The sequence below is a fragment of the Streptomyces fumanus genome, from assembly GCF_014655295.1.
GTDB classification, from domain to species: Bacteria; Actinomycetota; Actinomycetes; order Streptomycetales; family Streptomycetaceae; genus Streptomyces; species Streptomyces fumanus.
Window position 1 is genome coordinate 13,106 of record NZ_BNBI01000022.1, and the last position, 17,213, is coordinate 30,318.

Genomic DNA, 17,213 nt, shown 5'->3' on the forward strand with positions numbered 1-17,213 from the left:
CGGTCCGGGCCGGCCCCGCTCAGGACTCCAGCGACTCCAGGAAGCCGAGCGCCACCCGCCAGGTGGCCTCGGCGGCCTCCTCGTCGTAGTCCGGCAGCCCGGGGTCGGTGTAGAGGTGGCCGGCCCCGGCGTAGCGGAACACCTCGACATCGGCGCCGATCCGGCCCATCTGGAGGTACCAGGCGCTGAGCCAGTCGTCGGTCTCGAACGGGTCGGGCTCGGCGACGTGCAGTTGGACCGGCAGGTCGGCCACCGAGGCGTTGGGCGCGATGTCCGAGGTGCCGTGCAGCAGGAGCAGTCCGCGCGCCCGGTGGTCGCCGAGGGCGAGGGTCTGGGCGACGGAGGCGCCCAGCGAGAACCCGGCGTAGACCAGGCCCCGCTCGGAGTAGGGCGCGGCGGCCAGCACCGCCCGCCGCAGCAGTTCCTCCCGGCCGATCGACTCGTTGTGCGCCATGCCCTCCTCCACCGTGTCGAACGTCCGGCCCTCGAAGAGGTCCGGGGTCCACACCTGGTGACCGGCGTCACGCAGTCGGCCGGCGGCCTGCCGCACGGCGGGCCGGAGACCGAAGGTCGAGTGAAAGAGCACGATGTTCATGGGGCCATCGTGCCAGCCGGGCCCGGCGGCGCGGCCCGCCCGCTACCCAGGACCGCCGGGAAGTCACATGTTCAGTGCCCCGCGGTCCCGGTTACGTTCGTGGTCATGGAGAACATACTCCGCCCGCTGATCGTGGTCGGCGGCTCGGTCGTGCTGACCCTGTTCATCGGCTGGGCGACCGATCTGCTGCTGCGCAAGGCCGACGAACGACATCATGAGACACCCCTGTGGGGGCTGCTGCGCCGCGCCCGCATCCCGTACCAGCTCGTCCTGTGCGCGGCCCTGCTGAGAGGCTCCTACGTGGAGGCCCGGGTCTTCCCCTCGCACCGGGCCACCATCGGGCACGTGCTGTCGCTGGTGCTGATCGGCTCGGTGGCCTGGCTGGTCATACGCATCGCCGCGGCGATCGTGGAGACCTCCTACGACCGGTACGCCCACGCCCGTGTCCGGCGCGACCCGGCCCGGGTGCGCCGGGTCCGCACCCAGGTGTCGCTGATCATGCGGGTGGTCACCGCGGTGGTCGGCGTGGTCGCCGCGGCCTCGATGCTGCTGACGTTCCCGGAGATGCGGACCGCGGGCGCCTCGCTGCTGGCCTCCGCCGGTGTCCTCGGCATCGTCGCCGGCATCGCCGCCCAGTCCACGCTGAGCAACATGTTCGCCGGGTTCCAGATCGCCTTCGGCGACATGGTGCGGCTCGGCGACACGGTGGTCGTGGACGGCGAGTGGGGCACGGTCGAGGAGATCACGCTGACCTTCCTGACCGTGCGCACCTGGGACGAGCGCCGGATCACGATGCCGGTGTCGTACTTCACCTCCAAGCCGTTCGAGAACTGGTCGCGCGGCACCCCGGAGATGACCGGCGTCGTCTACTGGCACGTCGACCACGCGGCGCCGGTGGACGCGATGCGCGACAAGCTCCGCGACATCCTGCGCGAGTGCCCGGCCTGGGACGGCCGCGCCTACGGCCTGGACGTGACCGACACCACCCCCAACACCCTGCAGATCCGGGGCCTGGCCACCGCCAAGGACGCCGACGACCTGTGGACGGTACGGGTCACGATGCGCGAGCGGATGGTCCGCTGGCTGGCCGAGGAGCACCCGTACGCGCTGCCCCGCGTCAACACCGCGGAGGCGTATCTGCCGCCCGGCCGCGACCGGCGGCGCGGCCTCTCCCCCGACGGGGTGCCCCGCCGCTTCCCGGAGCAGCCGGCCCGGGAGCACTGAACGCCGGGGACCCGGCACGGCTCAGCGCAGGCTGCGGACGTCCAGGTGGCGCAGGACCCGGTCGACGATCTCCGGATCGGCGCCGGGTTCGCTGCGCGCCGCCAGCACCTCGTGCCGGGCGGCGCTGAGCATCTCGCCCTGGATCCGCCGGATCCGGCGCAGCCGCCGCACCCGCTGCTCCTGTGCCTCGCGGCGTTCCTCGTCCCCGATGTCGGGGCTGATCCGCACCCCGATGTCGAAGGCCCGCCGCAGCATCTGCTCGGACAGCTCCTCGGGGAGGTCCTCGACCGCCTCGATCTCGCGCAGCCGCCGCTTGGCGGCCTTGGCGGCGCGCACCGCCAGGTCCCGCTCCAGCCGCTGCTCCCGCTCCGAGTCCGCCCGGACGCCGAGCCGGTCCACCAGCCAGGGCAGGGTCAGCCCCTGGAGCAGCAGCGTCACCATGATCACCGCGAAGGCGATGAAGATGATCTCCTCGCGGTGCGGGAAGGCGGACCCGTCCTCCGTCTTCAGCGGGATGGCCAGGGCGAGCGCGACGGAGGCGACGCCGCGCATCCCGGCCCACCACATGACGATCGTCTCCCGCCAGCTCGTCGGGATGTCCTCGTCCTGGTCCCGCCGGGAGTGCAGCCGCTTGGTCAGCCAGGTGGCCGGCAGCAGCCACAGCAGCCGGACCAGGACGACCACGACGACCACCGCGGCGGCCCAGGTGAGCAGCTCGGCCCAGTGCCCGGACGCGGTGCGCAGCGCGTTGTGCAGCTCCAGCCCGATCAGCCCGAACGCCACCCCGGTGACGAGGGTGTCGACGACGTCCCAGACGGTGTGCCCGGCGAGCCGGGTGAGCACGTCGTCGGCGTCGGCGGCGTACTCGGCGAGGAACATCGCGGTGGTCAGCACCGCCAGCACCCCGGAGCCGTGCAGCTCCTCGGCCAGCACGTAGGAGGCGTACGGCACCAGCAGGGTGAGGCCGATCTGGAGGGTGGCGTCGCCCAGCAGCCCGTGCAGCTTGTTGGCGCCCCAGCCCAGGGCCAGGCCGACGGCGACGGCGACGACGGCGGACAGCACCAGGTCGCCCCCGGCGCTCCAGGGCGAGAAGGTCCCGCTGACCGCGGCGGCGATGGCCACGTGGTACAGGACGATGGCCGTCACGTCGTTGAACAGCCCCTCGCCCTCCAGGATGGACACCAGGCGGCGCGGCAGCCCCAACTGCCCGGCGACGGCGGTCGCGGCGACCGGGTCGGGCGGCGCGACCAGCGCCCCGAGCGCGAAGGCGGCGGCCAGCGGCAGCCCCGGCACGATGGCGTGGGCGACGGTGGCCACGCACGCCATGGTGACGAAGACCAGCGCCACCGCCAGCAGGAAGATCGGCCGTACGTTGACCGCGAACTGCCGCCAGGAGGTGCGCCGCACGGCCGCGTAGAGCAGCGGCGGCAGCAGCGCGGGCAGGATGAGGTCCGGCGGGATGTCGACATTGGGCACGAAGTCCAGCAGCGCCAGGACGATGCCGAACACGGTCATCAGCACCGGCGCCGGGAGCCTGAGGCGGTCCCCGACGGGGACGCTCACCAGGGCCCCGAGCAACAGCAGGAAAAGCAGGCCCAACTGATCCACGGTCAGCGCTCCGGTGTGTCTCGGCGGTCACGGGGCAGACGTCCACCCTGTCACCACCTGCCCCGTCAGCCGGTGCGGCACTCTCGGGTCACAGCGCCCGGCGCATCGCCCGGTGCGGTATCCCGGCGTCCGGGAACTCCGGGCCGTACGCCGTGTAGCCCAGCTTCTCGTAGAAGCCGAGGGCGTGGGTCTGGGCGTGCAGGTCGACCGCGGCGAGCCCGCGTGCCCGTGCGGCCTCCTCGATCGCCCGGACCAGCGCGGCGCCGACGCCCAGTCCGCGGGCGGCCCGGGTCACGGCGAGCCGCCCGAGCGAGCCGACGGACGGGTCGCCGCCGGTCCTGCCGGCCGCCGCCGCGCCGTACAGCAGCCGTCCGGTGCCGAGCGGCACGCCGTCCGCGCCGACCGCCAGGACGTGCACCGCGCCGGCGTCATGGGCGTCGTACTCGATGTCCTCCGGCACGCCCTGCTCGGCGACGAAGACGTCCTTGCGCACGGCGAAGCAGGCGTCCAGGTCGGCCCGGTCCTCGGCGACGCGCACCCGGTAGGGCGGGGTCATGCGTAGGTCTCCTCCCTGACCCGGTCCAGGGCCTGCTGGAGGTCGTCCGGGTAGTCGCTGGCGTACTCCACCCAGTCGCCGGTGCCGGGGTGCTCGAAGCCGAGGCGGACGGCGTGCAGCCACTGACGGGTCAGCTTCAGCCGCTTGGCCAGGGTGGGGTCGGCGCCGTAGGTCAGGTCGCCGACGCAGGGGTGGCGGTGGGCGGCCATGTGGACCCGGATCTGGTGGGTGCGGCCGGTCTCCAGCTTCACGTCGAGCAGGGAGGCCGCGCGGAACGCCTCGATCAGGTCGTAGTGCGTGACGGAGGGCTTGCCGTCCGCGGTGACCGCCCACTTGTAGTCGTGCTGCGGGTGGCGGCCGATGGGCGCGTCGATGGTGCCGCTGGTCGGGTCGGGGTGGCCCTGCACCAGGGTGTGGTAGCGCTTGTCGACCGTGCGCTCCTTGAACTGGCGCTTGAGGGAGGTGTAGGCGCGCTCCGACTTGGCGACCGCCATCAGCCCCGAGGTGCCGACGTCCAGGCGGTGCACGATGCCCTGCCGCTCGGCGGCGCCGGAGGTGGAGATCCGGTACCCGGCGGCGGCGAGCCCGCCGATCACGGTCGGGCCGGTCCAGCCGGGCGACGGGTGGGCGGCGACCCCGACCGGCTTGACGACGACCACGACGTCCTCGTCGTCATGGACGATCTCCATGCCCTCGACCGGCTCGGCGACGACCTGGACGGGCGCGGGCGCCTGGGGCATCTCGACCTCCAGCCAGGCCCCGCCCCGCACCCGCTCCGACTTGCCGACCACCGACCCGTCGACCGTGACCTTCCCCGCGGCGGCCAGCTCGGCGGCCTTGGTGCGGGAGAAGCCGAACATGCGGGAGATGGCGGCGTCGACGCGCTCGCCCTCCAGGCCGTCGGGCACGGGCAGGGTACGGATCTCGGGAATCGTGCTCACCCGGTCGAGTATGCCGGACGGCACCGACACCGGCGTACGCGCGCCCGGTCCCGTGCGCTCAGTCCCGGTGGACGGTGCCGTCCGGGTCGAGGCCGCGGAAGGAGAGCAGCACGATCAGGATGCCGCCGCAGACGATCGCCGAGTCGGCCAGGTTGAACACCGCGAAGTGCTTGGGCGCGATGAAGTCCACCACCGCGCCCTCGAAGACGCCGGGCGAGCGGAAGATCCGGTCGGTGAGGTTGCCGAGGGCGCCGCCGAGCAGCAGGCCGAGCGCGACCGCCCAGGGCAGGCTGTAGAGCTTGCGGGCGAGGCGGGCGATGACCACGATCACGGCCGCGGCGATCACGGTGAAGATCACGGTGAACGCCTCGCCGAAGCCGAAGGCGGCGCCCGCGTTGCGGATCGCCTCCAGCCGCAGCCAGTCCCCGACGATCTCGATCGGCTCGTGGTGCTCCAGCCTGGCGACCACGATCATCTTGCTGACCAGGTCCAGCAGGTAGGCGCAGACGGCCACCGCGAACAGCACGGCGATCCGGCGCCTGCCCGCGGGCCGCGCGCCGGCGCCGCCCCCGGCCTCGCCGGGCGCGGTCCCCGCCCGCTCGGCATCGGGCTCCCGCTGCCCGTCCCCCGCCGCGTCCGGGGTGTCCGGCGTACCGATGATGCGCTCCGCCTCTGCCACGTGAGTCCCTCGACCTAGGTACCTGACTGGAGACGAGCGTACGGCACGCCCTAACGCCGCTCCTGCTTCTGCTTGCACTCCACGCACAGGGTGGCCCGGGGGAACGCCTGCATCCGGGCCTTGCCGATCGGCCTGCCGCAGTTCTCGCACAGTCCGTAGGTGCCCGCCTCCAGGCGTTCCAGGGCGTGCTCGGTCTGGGAGAGCATCTCGCGCGCGTTGGCGGCCAGCGCCAGTTCGTGCTCGCGCGTGATGTTCTTGGTGCCGGTGTCCGCCTCGTCGTGGCCCGCGCCGTCCCCGGAGTCCCGCATCAGGCCCTGCAGCGCCCGCTCGGAGGAGTCCAGCTCGGCGCGGAGCCGGGCCTCCTCGGACTCCAGCTCGCCGCGCGCCTCCTCGACCTCCTGCGGCGTCCAGGGGTCCTCGCCCGGACGCACCGCGAGGTCACCGGGGTCCACCGTGCCCCGCGCCTTCGGAACGGCGGACGTGGCCGCCGTGGCCGTGCCAGGAGTCTTCTTCGCAACCACTGTCGTGGCTCCCGTCTGCTCCGCGGCCTGCGCCGCCCCTTCACAAATGTGATCTTGCTCGCGAACCGTGCTGGGACGATAAATCGACTTCGGTCCCGCGGCAACGGGGCGCACCGCCCGATTCGCCCGCCTCGCGACCGCCGCTCGACGGACCTGCATCCGTTGTGCCCAGCTCACCGCCAGGTATGCGCCGCACCGGGCGCCCCGGCGCGCGCCCGCCCGATCGCCGCCCGGGGCACCACCGGCCGGAAACCGGTCGGCCGCTGTCCGCCGGGCGCCGTACACTGGGCGGAGCGAAAAGCGTGGATGGGGACGAGTAGCGGCGTAGGCAGCCCAGAGCGACCCGGGGACGGTGGGAGCCCGGGGGCGAGCGCGTCGTGAAGATCACCCCGGAGCCGCCGGAAGAAAGCCCGCCAGGGCGAGTAGACCCGGCCTCGCGAGCCCAATGAGGGGGTTCACCGGCGCACCCGACGCACCGGGAGCCAAGGAGGGTGGTACCGCGGGAGCACAGTGCTCTCGTCCCTCCGACGGAAGGCAGCACGTCCGCCGGAGGAATCGCGTTGAATACGCCGCCGCAGTACCGCCAGGTACCCGCCCAGGTCGACCTGCCCGCGCTCGAACACGCGGTGCTCGACTTCTGGCGCGAGCAGAAGATCTTCGCCAAGACCCTGGAGCGGTCCGAGGGACGCCCCGAATGGGTGTTCTACGAGGGTCCGCCCACCGCCAACGGCATGCCGGGCGCCCACCACATCGAGGCCCGCGTCTTCAAGGACGTCTTCCCCCGCTTCCGCACCATGCGCGGCTACCACGTGGCCCGCAAGGCCGGCTGGGACTGCCACGGCCTGCCGGTGGAGCTGGCGGTCGAGAAGGAGCTGGGCTTCAGCGGCAAGCCGGACATCGAGGCGTACGGCATCGCGGAGTTCAACGCCAAGTGCCGCGAGTCGGTGACCCGGCACACGGACGCCTTCACCGAGCTGACGACCCGGATGGGCTACTGGGTCGACATGGACGACGCGTACCGGACGATGGACCCGGAGTACATCGAGTCCGTCTGGTGGTCGCTGAAGCAGATCTTCGCCAAGGGCCTGCTGGTCCAGGACTACCGCGTCGCCCCCTGGTGCCCCCGCTGCGGCACCGGCCTGTCCGACCACGAGCTGGCCCAGGGCTACGAGACGGTCGTCGACCCCTCCGTCTACGTCCGCTTCCCGCTGACCTCGGGTCCGCTGGCCGGCCAGGCCGCCCTCCTGGTGTGGACGACCACCCCGTGGACGCTGGTGTCGAACACCGCGGTGGCGGCCCACCCGGAGGTCACCTACGTCGTCGCCACGAACGGCGAGGAGCGGCTGGTCGTCGCCGAGCCCCTGCTCGACAAGGCCCTCGGCGAGGGCTGGGAGAGCACCGGGCAGACGTTCACCGGCGCCGAGATGGAGCGCTGGACGTACCGGCGCCCCTTCGACCTGGTGGAGTTCCCCGAGCCGGCCCACTACGTGGTCAACGCCGAGTACGTCACCACCGGGGACGGCACCGGTCTGGTCCACCAGTCCCCCGCCTTCGGTGAGGACGACCTCAAGGTCTGCCGCTCCTACGGCCTGCCGGTGGTCAACCCGGTGCGCCCCGACGGCACCTTCGAGGAGGACCTCCCGCTGGTCGGCGGCGTCTTCTTCAAGAAGGCCGACGAGCGGCTCACCGAGGACCTCGCCGAGCGCGGCCTGCTCTTCCAGCACCTGCCGTACGAGCACAGCTACCCGCACTGCTGGCGCTGCCACACCGCGCTGCTGTACTACGCGCAGCCGTCCTGGTACATCCGCACCACGGCGATCAAGGACCGTCTGCTGGCGGAGAACGAGAAGACCAACTGGTTCCCGGACACCGTCAAGCACGGCCGGTACGGCGACTGGCTGGACAACAACATCGACTGGGCGCTCTCCCGCAACCGCTACTGGGGCACCCCGCTGCCGATCTGGCGCTGCGCGGAGGACCACCTCACCGTGGTCGGCTCCCGCGCGGAGCTGTCCGAGCTGTCCGGCACCGACCACTCGGCCCTGGACCCGCACCGCCCGTACATCGACGAGGTCACCTTCGCCTGCCCGCAGGACGGGTGCGGCCTGACCGCCACGCGCGTGCCGGAGGTCATCGACGCCTGGTACGACTCGGGTTCGATGCCGTTCGCGCAGTGGGGCTACCCGTACAAGAACAAGGAACTCTTCGAGTCCCGCTACCCGGCGCAGTTCATCAGCGAGGCCATCGACCAGACCCGCGGCTGGTTCTACACGCTGATGGCGGTCGGCACCCTGGTCTTCGACCGGTCCTCCTACGAGAACGTGGTCTGCCTCGGCCACATCCTCGCCGAGGACGGCCGCAAGATGTCCAAGCACCTGGGCAACATCCTCCAGCCGATCCCGCTGATGGACCAGCACGGCGCCGACGCGGTGCGCTGGTTCATGGCGGCCGGCGGCTCCCCCTGGGCGGCCCGCCGGGTCGGCCACGGCACCATCCAGGAGGTCGTCCGCAAGACGCTGCTGACCTACTGGAACACGGTCGCCTTCCAGGCCCTGTACGCCCGCACCACGGGCTGGGCGCCGAGCGCGGCCGACCCGGCCCCGGCCGACCGCCCGCTGCTGGACCGCTGGCTGCTGTCCGAGCTGCACGCGCTGACCGACCAGGTGACCCAGGCGCTGGAGGGCTACGACACCCAGCGCGCCGGCAAGCTGCTCTCCGCGTTCGTCGACGACCTGTCCAACTGGTACGTCCGCCGCTCGCGCCGCCGCTTCTGGCAGGGCGACCGGGCCGCGCTGCGCACCCTGCACGAGGTGATCGAGACGGTCACCAAGCTGATGGCCCCGCTGACGCCGTTCATCACCGAGCGGGTCTGGCAGGACCTGATCGTCCCGGTCACCCCGGGCGCCCCGGAGTCCGTCCACCTGTCCGCGTGGCCGGAGGCGGACCTGGCGGCGATCGACCCGGAGCTGTCGCGGCAGATGGTCCTCGTCCGCCGCCTGGTCGAGCTGGGCCGCGCCACCCGCGCGGAGTCCGGCGTCAAGACCCGCCAGCCGCTGCGCCGGGCGCTGATCGCGGCGACCGGCTTCGAGACCCTCTCCCCCGAGCTGCACGCGCAGATCACGGAAGAGCTGAACGTCGAGTCCCTGGCCTCGCTGAGCGAGGTCGGCGGTTCGCTGGTCGACACCACCGCCAAGGCCAACTTCCGGGCGCTGGGCAAGCGGTTCGGCAAGCGCGTGCAGGACGTGGCCAAGGCCGTCGCGGGCGCGGACGCCGCCGCCCTCTCCCTGGCGCTGCGCGAGGGCACGGCGTCGGTCGAGGTGGACGGCGAGACCATCGCCCTCGCCCCGGACGAGGTGATCATCACGGAGACCCCGCGCGAGGGCTGGTCGGTCGCCTCCGACTCGGGCGCGACGGTCGCCCTGGACCTGGAGATCACCGAGGAACTGCGCCGCGCGGGCCTGGCCCGGGACGCGATCCGCCTGATCCAGGAGGCCCGCAAGAACAGCGGTCTGGACGTCGCCGACCGCATCGCCCTGCGCTGGACGGCCACCGACCCGGCGGTCCTGGCCGCCCTGACCGACCACGCCGGTCTGATCGCCGACGAGGTGCTGGCGACGGACTTCGCCCAGGGCGAGGCGGACGACAGCTACGGCGCCCCGTTCACCGACGAGGGCCTGTCCCTGACGTTCCGCCTGCGCAAGGCGTAGCCGACGCGAAGAGACCCGGCCCCCCTCGCACGGGGGCCGGGTCTTCGCCGTGCCGCGCGTCCCGGGCACACAACAGGGCGGGCCCCGGGTGGAGAACCCGGGGCCCGCCCTGAACGGCGCCGACGACCAAGCCGTACTACAACCTGCTCGCCGTCGTCAGTTGTCGTCCTCGTCGATCAGGAACCCGCGCATCGGCGACGGCGCCTGCCCCATGGGCGAGGGCCCCTGCGGCCGCACCGGCGCCATCGGCTGCGTCATCGCCGGCGACATCTGCTGCTGCGAGCCGTACGACGGGCCGGTGGACCCGCCCGGGCCGCTGCCCATGGACTGGTTCCCGCCGTAGGACGGGGCGCTCGCGCCCGCCGGAGCCATCGACGGCGCCGGGGACGGCGGCAGCGAGGCGGTCGCCGGGGTGCGCGGCGGCGCCAGCGAGTCGTCGGCCTGCGTCTCCAACTGCCGGAGCTGCGACTCCAGGTAGGACTTCAGCCGCGTACGGTACTCGCGTTCGAAGCCGCGCAGGTCCTCGACCTTGCGCTCCAGCGTGGCGCGGGCGGACTCCAGGGAGCCCATCGCGACGCGGTGCTTCTCCTGCGCGTCCCGCTCCAGGGCGTCGGCCTTGGCGCGGGCGTCCCGCTCCAGGCCCTCGGCCCGCGAACGCGCCTCGCCGACGATCTTGTTGGCCTCGGAACGGGCCTCCGCGATCGCCTGGTCGGCGGTCTGCTGGGCCAGCGACAGCACGCGTGCGGCGCTGTCGCCACCGGGACCCTGGCCCATCGGACCGGGACCCCCCGGGCCGCCCATGGGGCCGCCCATGGGGCCGGGGCCCATCTGTCCCTGCATGGGACCGGGACCCTGGCCCATCGGCCCCGGACCCTGGCCCATCGGGCCGGGACCCTGCGGGCCGCCCTGTCCGCCGGGACCGGCGGGCAGTTGCGGGGCGCCGCTCGGCAACTGGGGCGGGCCTCCCATGGGGCCGCCCATCTGCTGCTGCGGCGGGCCCGATATGCCGGCGGGCACCGGAGCGCCGGGACCTCGCATGCCCTGCTGCGGCATCCCGCCCTGCTGGGGCATCCCGCCCTGCTGCGGCATTCCACCCTGCTGGGGCATCCCGCCCTGCGGCTGGTCCTGCTGCTGCTCGGGGGGCTTGCGCATGTTCTGCTGGTTCTGGGCGGCCGCGCGCGTGGCGGCGGCCAGCTTGGCGCGCAGGTCCTCGTTCTCGCGCAGCAGACGGGTCAGTTCGGCTTCGACCTCGTCGAGGAAGGCATCGACCTCGTCCTCGTCATAGCCTTCTCGGAGGCGGACGGTCGTGAACTGCTTGTTCCGCACGTCCTCGGGGGTCAACGGCATCTCTTCACCTCAACGTAGTCGTCGGCATTCGGCAAGCCCGTATCTCTCTCATCGCTCACAGCCGGCTCACGATCGAGATCAGGATGTAAACGATGATCATCAGTACGAAGAAGGACAGGTCGAGCGCCACGCCCCCGAGACGCAGCGGCGGGATGAACCGCCGCAGAAGCTTCAACGGTGGATCGGTGACAGTGTAGGTGGCCTCCAGTACGACCACCATCGCCTTGCCGGGTTGCCACGAGCGGGCGAACTGGAAGACGTAGTCCATGACCAACCGGAAGATCAGCACGATGAGGAAGCACATCAGCGCGATGTAGACGACATCCAGAACCACGCTCATGACCCGCGCTTCCCTCTCCCCTGATCCAGCTCACCGGTTGCTACGCCTCAGCTCTGGTTGAAGAACCCGCCCTCTGCGATGCGGGCCTTGTCCTCCGCCGTGACATCGACGTTAGCAGGAGACAACAGGAACACCTTCTGCGTCACCCGCTCGATACTGCCGTGAAGACCAAACACCAAACCGGCCGCAAAGTCGACAAGTCGCTTCGCATCTGTGTCATCCATCTCAGTCAGATTCATGATCACCGGCGTGCCCTCACGGAAGTGTTCCCCGATGGTACGGGCCTCGTTGTAGGTCCGGGGGTGAAGCGTGGTGATCCGGTAGGGCTCTCGTTCGGACACGACCTTGGGCATGATGACCGGTGCGCTCTTTTCCAGGCTTGCGCGTTCTTGTGTGATGGACGCCACGGGCGCGATACGCGCCGGACGTCCGGATTCCGCGGCGAGCGAAGTGGATCGGGCCACCGGCTCACGGGGCGCGGGCGGTTGCACGACGCGCACCTCTTCGTCCCTCGGGGACGGGTGCGATCCGTGCGGCGGGTGCGACGGCTCGTGGCGCCGGTGGTCCCGCTCGGGCTCCGGGTCGAGTTCCGGTTCGAAGTCGTCGTCGGGGTCGAACCCCCGGCCGTCGTACCCATCGTCCTCCACGAGGCCGAGGTAGACCGCCATCTTGCGCATCGCGCCGGCCATGCTCTGAGTCCTCCGCTCTGTGGTGGATCGGCTGACGACTGCCAAATGCCCGCGATCCACGAGGTCGTTGCGTCCGCCTTTCGACGGTAATGACCATATTTTCTGCTGTGGTCCGACTTCCTGGCGACGTTACCCGAGCCTGGGGCGGACTCCGAGTACCGCGCTGCCGACGCGTACATGTGTCGCTCCGGCGGCCACGGCCTGTTCGAGGTCCGCACTCATCCCTGCGGAGACCATGTTCGCAGCCGGATGAGCTCGGCGCAGGTGGGTCGACAAATCCATCAGCCGCTCGAAGGCGGCCTGTTGCCGCCCGGCGTACTCCCCCGTCAGCGGGGCCACGGTCATCAGGCCGTCCAGCCGGAGCCCCGGCGCCCCGGCGATCAGGCCGGCCAACTCCTCGATCCCCTCGGGGGCGACGCCGCCCCGCTCGCCGCGCCCGCTCGCCCCCGCGTCCAGGGCGACCTGGACCAGGCAGCCCAGTTCGCGGCCGGCCCGGACGGCCTCCTTCGACAGCGCGGTGACGAGCCGGGCACGGTCGACGGACTGCACCAAGTCGGCATAACCGACCACAGATCGTACCTTGTTGGTCTGCAACTGACCCACGAAGTGCCAGGTGAGCGGCAGATCCGCGCACTCGGCGGCCTTGGGCGCCGCGTCCTGGTCCCGGTTCTCGGCGACGTGCCGCACGCCCAGCTCCGCCAGGAACCGCACATCGCTCGCCGGGAACGTCTTGGTGACCACGATCAGGGTCACCTCCTCGCGCGCCCGGCCGGCCGCCGCGCAGGCGGTGGCGATGCGCTCCTCCACCTTCGCCAGATTCCCGGCGAGTTCGTCCTTACGGTCCGTCATGCCCCATCAGTCCAGCCACACATAGCCCGCCAGCCGCCCGGTGGTGCGGTCGCGGCGGTACGAGAAGTGATCCTTCGACTCCCGGGTGCACACCGGCGACCGCTCCCGGTCCCGCACCCCGAGCCGGTCGAGCTGGGCGTGCACCCCGGCGGCCACGTCGACCGCCGGCGTGCCCCAGCTCGTCTCGGCGTACGCCCCCGGCTCGACGGCGGCCACCTCGGCGCGCATCCGCTCCGGTACCTCGTAGCACCGCCCGCACACGGCGGGTCCGGTGCGGGCGACGACGCGGGCGGGGTCGGCGCCGAGTTCCGTCATCGCCCGTACCGCGGCGGGGACCACGCCGGCCACCAGGCCGGGCCGGCCCGCGTGGGCCGCGGCGGCGACGCCGGCCACCGGGTCGGCGAGCAGCACCGGCACGCAGTCCGCGGTGAGCACGGCGAGGGCGAGGCCCCGGGCGGTGGTGACGACCGCGTCGACCGACGGGACCGGGCGGTCCCCCCAGGGCGCGTCGACCACGGCGACCTCGGCGCCGTGCACCTGGTTCATCCAGACCACCCGGGCGGCGTCGAGGCCGAGCGCCTCGGCGGCCAGGCGGCGGTTGGTCCGCACGGCGCCGGGGTCGTCGCCGACCGCGCCGCCGAGATTCAGCTCCTCGTACGGAACGGCGCTCACCCCGCCCCACCGGTCGGTGAAGGCGAAGTGCGCGCCGTTCGGCGTGCTCGTCGCGGAGCGCTGTCCTATCACTTCAGGAAGTCCGGCACGTCCAGTTCCTCGGCCGCGCTGTCCGAGTAGGTCCGCGACGGCGGGACCGGCGGCGGGGTGACCGGGGGCAGGTCGCTCACCGGCTCCGGCACGACCGGCTCGGGCTCCTCCTTCGGCTTGACGCTGCCGAGGGAGCCGAAGGACGGGCGGCTCTCGGGCTGCCGGGCCGGGGCGGCGGGCTCCTCGCGCTTGGCCGCGGCGGAGCCCAGCACGGTGTCCCGCTTGGCGGGCGGCTGGCCCCCGTCGAACCCGGCGGCGATCACGGTGACCCGGACCTCGTCGCCGAGGGCGTCGTCGATGACCGCGCCGAAGATGATGTTGGCCTCGGGGTGGGCGGCCTCGCTGACCAGTTGGGCGGCCTCGTTGATCTCGAACAGGCCGAGGTCGGAGCCGCCGGAGATGGAGAGCAGCACCCCGCGGGCGCCGTCGATGGAGGCTTCCAGCAGCGGCGAGGAGATCGCCATCTCGGCGGCGGCCACCGCGCGGTCGTCGCCGCGGGCCGAGCCGATGCCCATCAGGGCGGAACCGGCCTCGGACATGACCGACTTGACGTCGGCGAAGTCCAGGTTGATCAGGCCGGGCGTGGTGATCAGGTCGGTGATGCCCTGCACACCGGAGAGCAGCACCTGGTCAGCCGACTTGAACGCGTCGAGCACGCTGACCTGGCGGTCCGAGATGGACAGCAGCCGGTCGTTGGGGATGACGATGAGGGTGTCGACCTCTTCGCGCAGCTCGGCGATGCCGTCCTCGGCCTGGTTGGCGCGGCGCCGGCCCTCGAAGGTGAACGGGCGGGTGACCACGCCGATGGTGAGGGCGCCCAGCGAGCGGGCGATGTTGGCCACGACGGGCGCGCCGCCGGTGCCGGTGCCGCCGCCTTCACCGGCCGTCACGAAGACCATGTCGGCCCCCTTGAGGACCTCCTCGATCTCCTCGCGGTGGTCCTCGGCGGCCTTGCGGCCGACGGCCGGGTTGGCTCCGGCGCCGAGTCCGCGGGTGAGTTCACGGCCGACGTCCAGCTTGACGTCGGCGTCGCTCATCAACAGAGCTTGCGCGTCGGTGTTGATAGCGATGAACTCGACGCCCTTGAGACCGACCTCGATCATCCGGTTGATGGCATTGACACCACCGCCGCCGACACCGATGACTTTGATGACTGCGAGGTAGTTCTGCGGTGCTGCCACGTCGAAGGCCTCTCGCCTCGAGTTACGTGTCGTCGGACCGGGAAGCAACTGCTGCCCCGCGATCCGGCGACTGATGCCGAATGGGACGGTCCGTAGCGCCGACCCGAACCCTAACCCTGAAGTTTAGGGTTACCAGTGTGTCCGTTCCTTGGAGTCTTCTGAACAGGACACTAAGTCGACAAGCCGCGCGCGTTCAACGAACACGCCGAACCTCCCGTTTTTCTTTTCACCCTATGTGATCAGCCGTAGCGGTGCCCAACCAGGGTGCTGGCCTGCACGGATGTGCGTCAACTACCCGTCAACTCCCGGATGACGCCGGGGCGGTGGGAACGCTGACGTCGAAGTGCCGCGCGTCCGGCTCCGCTTTCATCAGCGCGATCAGCGCGCGGGCCTTCGCGCGGCCCTGCTCGGCGCTGCCCCACACCACGGTCCGGCCGTCGGTCAACTCCAGCGCGATGTCGTCGTAGGAACCCACCGTGACCAGGCGTGTCTCGCGGGCGACGGGGGCCGGGACGCGGTCCGCGACCGCGACCGCCGCCCGGGTCAGCCGGTCCTCGCCGAACCGCCGCACACTGGCCGCCGCCGAACCCGGCCGGGACACTGCCATTTTCAGAACGGGGACGCCTTTCGGGGCGCGAGAAACCGTGGCGAAACGGACACCTTTCTTGTCCACTTCCACGTACTTTTCGCCTTTTCGCACCACCAGAACCGGGGTGCGCTCGGTCACTTCCAGTCCGATTCCGTGCGGCCAGTCCCGGGTGACCTCGGCCGTGTCGATCCGGGGCAGATTCCGCTTCAGCCGCGCCTCGATCGCCTCGGTGTCGACGGAGACCAGCGGCTCGCCGACCGGTACGCCGGCGGCCTCGCGCACCTGGGCGGGGGTCAGGACGGAGGTGCCGGAGACCGGGACCTGTTCCACCCGCAGCCAGTCGGAGCCGTACAGCAGCCAGAGCGTGACGGCGGCCAGCAGCACCAGGACGGCGGCCGGCCCGGCGACCGCGCGCGGCCGGGGCGGCCACAGACGCCGCCTGTGGGGCGGGCCGGACGACTCCCGCTGACGGTCACCGCGCCCGGCGGTGGTCGTTCCGGCCACGCTCCCTGCCTTCCGTCAGCCCTGACTAGCGGTGCGCACGGGCGGCGACCGCCTCGTACACCATGCCGACGAGGAGGTCGTCGGCGTCCCGGCGGCCGAACTCGGCGGCGGCGCGGGACATCTCGTACAGCCGGTGCGGGTCGGCGAGCACGGGCAGTACGTTCTGCTGGACCCATTCGGGCGTCAGTTCCGCGTCGTCGACCAGCAGTCCGCCGCCGGCCTTGACCACCGGCTGGGCGTTCAGCCGCTGTTCGCCGTTGCCGATGGGCAGCGGGACGTAGGCGGCCGGGAGTCCGACGGCGGAGAGTTCGGCGACGGTCATCGCGCCCGCGCGGCAGAGCATCATGTCGGCCGCGGCGTACGCGAGGTCCATCCGGTCCAGATAACTTACCGGGATGTACGGGGGCATCCCCGGCATCTGGTGGACCTGCGGCAGTTCGTTCTTCGGGCCGACCGCGTGCAGGATCTGGATGCCGGCCTGCTGGAGCCAGGGCGCGACCTGCTGGACCACCTCGTTGAGGCGGCGGGCGCCCTGTGAGCCGCCGGAGACCAGCAGCGTCGGCAGGTTGGGGTCCAGCCCGAACGCGGCGCGGGCCTGGGGCCGCACCGCCGCCCGGTCCAGGGTGGCGATGGAGCGGCGCAGCGGGATGCCGATGTACCGGGCGTTGCGCAGCTTGCTGTCGGGGGTGGAGACGGCGACCTGGCTGGCGTACCGCGAGCCGATCTTGTTGGCCAGGCCGGGGCGGGCGTTGGCCTCGTGGATGACGATCGGCACCCCCAGCCGCTTGGCGGCGAGGTAGCCGGGCAGGGCGACGTAGCCGCCGAAGCCGACCACGGCGTCCGCCTTGGTGCGCTCCAGGATCTGCTCGGTCGCCTTGATGGTGCCGCGCAGCCGGCCCGGGACGGTGATCAGCTCGGGGGTGGGCTTGCGCGGCAGCGGTACGGCGGGGATCAGCGCCAGTTCGTACCCTCGCTCGGGTACGAGACGGGTCTCCAGGCCGCGCTCCGTGCCCAGGGCCGTGATGCCCACGGTCGGGTCCTGCCTGCGCAGGGCGTCCGCGAGGGCGAGCGCGGGCTCGATGTGGCCCGCGGTTCCTCCGCCGGCGAGTACGACATGCACC

At 72.0% G+C, this 17,213-nt stretch carries 15 protein-coding genes and 1 pseudogene; 2 read left to right on the plus strand and 14 right to left on the minus strand.

The window, feature by feature from the left end:
- Positions 1-19: 19 nt before the first annotated feature.
- Positions 20-613, minus strand: a pseudogene (locus IE316_RS33400) (dienelactone hydrolase family protein); the annotation flags it as partial.
- Positions 614-700: 87 nt separating this feature from the next.
- On the opposite strand from IE316_RS33400, the gene IE316_RS33405 reads away from it, so the two are divergent.
- Positions 701-1,819, plus strand: a complete 1,119-nt coding sequence (locus IE316_RS33405) for a mechanosensitive ion channel family protein (protein ID WP_190208318.1) — start codon at positions 701-703, stop codon at positions 1,817-1,819.
- 21 nt (positions 1,820-1,840) lie between these two features.
- Here IE316_RS33405 and IE316_RS33410 read toward each other — a convergent pair whose 3' ends face one another.
- The 5 genes from IE316_RS33410 to IE316_RS33430 all read right to left on the minus strand — a co-directional run bounded on the left by IE316_RS33410 (position 1,841) and on the right by IE316_RS33430 (position 6,409).
- Positions 1,841-3,427, minus strand: coding sequence for a Na+/H+ antiporter (locus IE316_RS33410; RefSeq protein WP_190208319.1), 1,587 nt, complete (start codon positions 3,425-3,427; stop codon positions 1,841-1,843).
- 88 nt (positions 3,428-3,515) lie between these two features.
- Positions 3,516-3,983, minus strand: a complete 468-nt coding sequence (locus IE316_RS33415; RefSeq protein ID WP_190208320.1) for a GNAT family N-acetyltransferase — start codon at positions 3,981-3,983, stop codon at positions 3,516-3,518.
- Positions 3,980-4,924 (minus strand): RluA family pseudouridine synthase, encoded by a 945-nt coding sequence (locus IE316_RS33420; RefSeq protein WP_190208321.1) that lies wholly within the window; start codon positions 4,922-4,924, stop codon positions 3,980-3,982. The genes IE316_RS33415 and IE316_RS33420 overlap by 4 nt, the downstream gene beginning before the upstream one ends.
- 58 nt (positions 4,925-4,982) lie before the next feature.
- Positions 4,983-5,603 (minus strand): signal peptidase II, encoded by a 621-nt coding sequence (gene lspA, locus IE316_RS33425; protein ID WP_190208322.1) that lies wholly within the window; start codon positions 5,601-5,603, stop codon positions 4,983-4,985.
- A gap of 50 nt (positions 5,604-5,653) precedes the next feature.
- Positions 5,654-6,409, minus strand: coding sequence for a TraR/DksA family transcriptional regulator (locus IE316_RS33430; protein ID WP_373311387.1), 756 nt, complete (start codon positions 6,407-6,409; stop codon positions 5,654-5,656).
- 275 nt (positions 6,410-6,684) lie between these two features.
- Here IE316_RS33430 and ileS point away from each other — a divergent pair, with 275 nt between their 5' ends.
- Positions 6,685-9,831 (plus strand): isoleucine--tRNA ligase, encoded by a 3,147-nt coding sequence (gene ileS, locus IE316_RS33435; RefSeq protein WP_190208323.1) that lies wholly within the window; start codon positions 6,685-6,687, stop codon positions 9,829-9,831.
- A 156-nt stretch (positions 9,832-9,987) separates the two neighbouring features.
- Here the strand turns inward: ileS and IE316_RS33440 are convergent, their stop codons facing one another.
- The 8 genes from IE316_RS33440 to murG all read right to left on the minus strand — a co-directional run bounded on the left by IE316_RS33440 (position 9,988) and on the right by murG (position 17,212).
- Entirely contained in the window at positions 9,988-11,178 is a 1,191-nt protein-coding gene (locus IE316_RS33440; protein ID WP_190208324.1) for a DivIVA domain-containing protein, read from the minus strand.
- A gap of 55 nt (positions 11,179-11,233) precedes the next feature.
- Complete coding sequence (locus tag IE316_RS33445; protein ID WP_007448661.1) at positions 11,234-11,518, minus strand: YggT family protein; 285 nt, start codon at positions 11,516-11,518, stop codon at positions 11,234-11,236.
- Between the two features lie 47 nt (positions 11,519-11,565).
- Positions 11,566-12,207, minus strand: a complete 642-nt coding sequence (locus IE316_RS33450) for a cell division protein SepF (RefSeq protein WP_190208325.1) — start codon at positions 12,205-12,207, stop codon at positions 11,566-11,568.
- Positions 12,208-12,336: 129 nt separating this feature from the next.
- Positions 12,337-13,056, minus strand: coding sequence for a YggS family pyridoxal phosphate-dependent enzyme (locus tag IE316_RS33455; protein ID WP_190208326.1), 720 nt, complete (start codon positions 13,054-13,056; stop codon positions 12,337-12,339).
- Between the two features lie 6 nt (positions 13,057-13,062).
- Positions 13,063-13,800, minus strand: a complete 738-nt coding sequence (pgeF, locus tag IE316_RS33460) for a peptidoglycan editing factor PgeF (protein WP_190208327.1) — start codon at positions 13,798-13,800, stop codon at positions 13,063-13,065.
- On the minus strand, positions 13,797-14,999 hold the full coding sequence (ftsZ, locus tag IE316_RS33465; RefSeq protein ID WP_190208328.1) for a cell division protein FtsZ: 1,203 nt from the start codon (positions 14,997-14,999) through the stop codon (positions 13,797-13,799). Before ftsZ ends, pgeF begins: the two co-directional genes overlap by 4 nt.
- 298 nt (positions 15,000-15,297) lie before the next feature.
- Entirely contained in the window at positions 15,298-16,092 is a 795-nt protein-coding gene (locus tag IE316_RS33470; RefSeq protein ID WP_190208329.1) for a cell division protein FtsQ/DivIB, read from the minus strand.
- Positions 16,093-16,117: 25 nt separating this feature from the next.
- Complete coding sequence (gene murG, locus IE316_RS33475; protein WP_190208330.1) at positions 16,118-17,212, minus strand: undecaprenyldiphospho-muramoylpentapeptide beta-N-acetylglucosaminyltransferase; 1,095 nt, start codon at positions 17,210-17,212, stop codon at positions 16,118-16,120.
- Between the last annotated feature and the right edge of the window lies 1 nt (position 17,213).

What these genes read in the sequence shown, in the direction of transcription:
- IE316_RS33405 (WP_190208318.1), top strand. Translation starts at nt 701, where the DNA reads ATGGAGAACATACTCCGCCCGCTGATCGTGGTCGGCGGCTCGGTCGTG.
- IE316_RS33415 (WP_190208320.1), bottom strand. Translation starts at nt 3,983, where the DNA reads ATGACCCCGCCCTACCGGGTGCGCGTCGCCGAGGACCGGGCCGACCTG.
- IE316_RS33440 (WP_190208324.1), bottom strand. Translation starts at nt 11,178, where the DNA reads ATGCCGTTGACCCCCGAGGACGTGCGGAACAAGCAGTTCACGACCGTC.
- IE316_RS33445 (WP_007448661.1), bottom strand. Translation starts at nt 11,518, where the DNA reads ATGAGCGTGGTTCTGGATGTCGTCTACATCGCGCTGATGTGCTTCCTC.
- IE316_RS33450 (WP_190208325.1), bottom strand. Translation starts at nt 12,207, where the DNA reads ATGGCCGGCGCGATGCGCAAGATGGCGGTCTACCTCGGCCTCGTGGAG.
- IE316_RS33455 (WP_190208326.1), bottom strand. Translation starts at nt 13,056, where the DNA reads ATGACGGACCGTAAGGACGAACTCGCCGGGAATCTGGCGAAGGTGGAG.